The 3,943-nt window shown below is 40.7% G+C and carries 2 protein-coding genes, 1 other RNA gene and 1 pseudogene; all 4 read left to right on the top strand.

Annotation, left to right across the window (positions count from 1 at the left end; translation table 11 throughout):
• Positions 1-311: 311 nt before the first annotated feature.
• The 4 genes and pseudogenes from AND4_RS18355 (at position 312) to AND4_RS18340 (ending at position 3,801) form a co-directional block, all read left to right on the top strand.
• A complete protein-coding gene (locus AND4_RS18355) occupies positions 312-1,055 on the top strand; it encodes a hypothetical protein (protein WP_009844484.1) in 744 nt (247 codons plus the stop codon).
• Positions 1,056-1,268: 213 nt separating this feature from the next.
• An RNA gene (gene ffs / locus AND4_RS19765) (signal recognition particle sRNA small type) lies at positions 1,269-1,365 on the top strand.
• Between the two features lie 117 nt (positions 1,366-1,482).
• A pseudogene (locus tag AND4_RS20585) lies at positions 1,483-2,107 on the top strand (Tn7 transposase TnsA N-terminal domain-containing protein).
• A 716-nt stretch (positions 2,108-2,823) separates the two neighbouring features.
• Complete coding sequence (locus tag AND4_RS18340; RefSeq protein WP_009844481.1) at positions 2,824-3,801, top strand: iron-containing redox enzyme family protein; 978 nt, start codon at positions 2,824-2,826, stop codon at positions 3,799-3,801.
• Positions 3,802-3,943: the final 142 nt, after the last annotated feature.

Raw genomic sequence — 3,943 nt, 5'->3', positions numbered from 1 at the left:
AACGTGCCCGTTGGGAATTTGGTGAATTACAGCAAAGATTTGCATTAAAAATTGGTCCATACTGTATCCGTCTACTGATAATTGCCAAGGAATGGTAATACATAAGACTTGTACTTCGCTACTGGTTCTTGCTCCGTAACATCATTTGCCGCTCCTCTCTTTCCGCTACTTGTTTTTGTGAGCTGCAATTGTTCGTTCAGAACAAGTTAGAAAGACTTATCTCCAGTATAAATAGACCGTCCAACAACGTTTAGTACTCAATTTGATATGCCGCCGAGTTACAAAGTTAGTTGGGGAAGCAAGGAGGCGCTATGGTTTTTTCGCTACTTCAATTTCTTACTGCTATTTTTCTTGCTGTGGTATGCGCTCTCGCCATCAGTCTGAGCGAAGGCGATATTCCCGTTCTCGCTCTAATGATCCCCGCATTGTGGGTATTACCCCAAGACCGATTTGCTGGTTTGGTTCTGCTCGGTGCTATGACAGTTTATGGTGTGACCTTGTCGGCACAGCCGATAGCACAGTCGGTCAGCGTTTTGATCCTTTTTCCTCTCTTTATGGTGGTTTTCTCTCGCCGCAGTTCGTTGGGGGTTTTACTCACAGCGGGCTTAATTGTGTTGACGTTACAAGTCGGTATTATGGTTACTCAGCAAGTGGGTAAGCTTGATGGCTCACCGTGGCTTACTATGGTACAAACCTTGTCGATAGCAGCCATATGGTGGGCAGCAAGACGTTGGCAACCTTTAGAGAAGCATCGCTGGTGGTCATTACTGTTACTTTTACCGCTGTGGTTGGCCGAGCTGCCATATGCTGTGGTTACTGCTTTAAGCTTGACGGGGATTTTGGCGTCTATGGAGTCGCTAACGAAGATTAAAAACTCACTGCGCTGGGGGAAGCTATTGTGTTGGACATTACCGACGGTCGGATTTGCTGCGCTGATTGTCAGTCCAACTATCGATGTGCCGAACCCGGTTTTTGTGGTGTGGATATGCTTACTGGGTACCGCTTGGATGACCGACTACGTTTTACGCAGCAGTGACGAGCAAACTGAACTATAAATGCTTGCTATCGCGCGGAGCTAATCGTAATTGGCTCAGTGTAAGGAGTTTCAGGGGGCTCTAACGATTGAGCCTAATGTGCTGGATTGTCCGAGTTTTGTCCAAACAGGGTTGAAAAGGAGAAAATCGTCGCTTTAGCCCTTGCAATCCGGCAGGCGATGCTGAATAATCCCTGCATCATTTGAGGCAAGCTCTCAAAACAGAATAATGGGACCTTGGTCCTCTCGCAACAATAGCTCGTGAACTCGGTCAGGTCCGGAAGGAAGCAGCCGCAGCGTGTGACTTGTGTGCCGGGATGTGGCTGGGGTCCCACCCTTTATGAAGCCTGCAATATATGTTCGCATAAATTGCAGGCTTTCTTCATATTTGTACCGTAAGTCTTCGTAGTCTATTTTTTTGTTGTAGTTTACACAAAAGTGATTTCGCGATGTTCGACCAAACCAAGAAGTCATCTCACGTACACAACATCTGTAATGTCATGAGCTTGAAGAGTGATGCAGTTGTTCGCACTCTGTCCATTATAGAGTTTGATTTCTGTTTTTCACCTCGAATATAACGCAGACATCAAAAGCTTTACGTCCCAACCTTTTGGCTTCCACTATCAATTCAATAATCGCAAGTGCCGATATACTCCTGACTTTTTAGCAATAGGTCAAAATGAGCAATCAACACTCTTCGAGATCAAACACTCTAGCCAGATTCTTAAACCTGATTTTAGGGAGCGCTTTGAAGAGAAGCAGAAAGTAGCGTTGAACGAATTCAACAGACGGTTAGTCCTCGTTAATGAGAAGCAAATTAGGATGGGACCAACGCTAGATAACTTTTAGTTGTTACACCGCTATTTCGGATTGCGAACCGTGACCGAGTTTAAAAAACTAGTGTTGGCGTTTATTCAACGTAAACAAATAGTGAAGTTACAAGAAGTGTCTTTGTATTTCGGTTTATCTGAGCAGGACACACTTATCTCTACTCTACCTTGGATCTCTTCGGGGCAAGTTAAAACAGACCTAAACGGCATTAACTTTGGTCTCGAAACTTACGTTTGGTGTTAACTATGACATCGGACTCTAATAACATATTTGGGTCCTTTGATGAGTTTGAAGCTTCAGAAGGAGAGAGGGGCATAATAAATAAATTTTCCCTCCGATACGGTTCCTATTTCACGAGTCAATACAGACGCTCGTCACCAACATTTAACATCAGCACAACACTACAAAGTGCGTGAAGGATGTCAATTCAAACATAATTCATTGATTAATAAATTGCTTCAAGCACCGTAAGTTGAACTGTTGTATGGCTTTGTTGCGTAAAAAATGATCGACTATTCCTGTCTTTCTTCAAGCAGTGATAAGCCCACTAAAGCTTAATCGCTTGGTAGATAGCTGATATGACCTAAGAGTTTTATTCTAAATTTAGGTGTCAACTCTTCGTGAATTTACTATTACACAGCAAGGCCCAGTTGCATATGCCTACCAAATGACAGCATTATAATGATTAATGTTGAGTTTGCGTATTTAATATGTTTCATTCTTGTTGCATTGTGTGATGTTTGATATGCTCCAATTGCGTAAAAAATTGGTTTTTATGCATAAATAGGAGAAATGTAATGTCAGTAAAGCAAGATAAAGCGCAAAAGCAGGAAAATAAGAAGACAAAAGTAGTAATCAAGCCAAAGAATGAACGCCCTATTCTTATGGCCGCACACCTATAATTCGCTTTAAGTGTCTGACAGCCAGCAATGCTGGCTGTTTTTAATATGGAGATGAACATGAATTCATATGTTGTAGTGCATGGAGAGCTATTTTATAGCGAAGAAGGTATTGTATATCGTGACAAAAGTCTGTCTTATTCAGTCGAAAACATTACTGGTAATTTAGATAAGTGGAACGATTTTTTAAAAGCCTGTAATGGCCAGAAAAATATAAATGAAATTCTTCAGGAACATCCAGATATCCTTTGTGATGAAGGGGTTAACTTTGTAAATGAGCTAATTGGAAGTCAGCTATCCTATTATGAGCAGTCGGGTATCGAATACATTTCTGGCGATGAAGCAATTTTATTGATTGAAGACTTGCAAGCCAAGCTATTGTATTCGACTTTATACAAAAACAAGTTCTGGCAGGGTATGCAAAAGCCTAATGATGTGCCAGAGAGCGTATATTATGGAATGGCTATTGAAAATTATCATTTCTTATTCCGTGAAAGTTGGTTTGACTCCCCGGTTTTAAGTTATCTTCCTTCGACTAAAGCACGGTTGATCATGAATGAATTCTACGGTGAAGAATATGGTCATGATGAGTTAATACTTAAAGCACTAAACCATATAGGTATATCGAAATTAGATATATCTGAAGCTTTACCACTACCAGAAACGCTAGCATTATGCAATGCGTTGGCATATTGGGCTGCAAATGAACCACTATTTTTCTTTACAACTATGGGGATTTTAGAAGGAAAAGATATAAAGGTGGATAGTTACATTTTAGCCATGGAAAAGAGTGGTTATATCTCAACTGAATTTATAAAGCCTATTAAGGATCATGCAAGTATTAATATTGAAGCTGAGCATGGGATCTTAACTCGCGAGTTGTTCCACGAAATACCAGTTATCAGAATTGATCAATTAAAAACAATGATTGCTAACACTCGTCTTTTTGTTGAAATGTATGACAATTTCCATACAGCTGTTTGGGAAAACTATTCAAACAAAAGTAAAAAATTACTGAGACGTTTGTCAGATATATAAGGATTAGATAATGCAGGCTACTACACGTTTTAGGCTTCCAAAGTTACGCAACGGAACAATTTGTACTCAACACAACGAATCTTATCATATTGATTATCGAAATCAGGGCGTTGTTATCACGTGGGATGGAGGTGATGGGGTA

Source organism: Vibrio sp. AND4, assembly GCF_000171815.1.
Taxonomy (GTDB): Bacteria; Pseudomonadota; Gammaproteobacteria; order Enterobacterales; family Vibrionaceae; genus Vibrio.
Note: the sequence above shows the minus strand (reverse complement) of the source record. Positions and strands in the feature narration are given on the sequence as shown.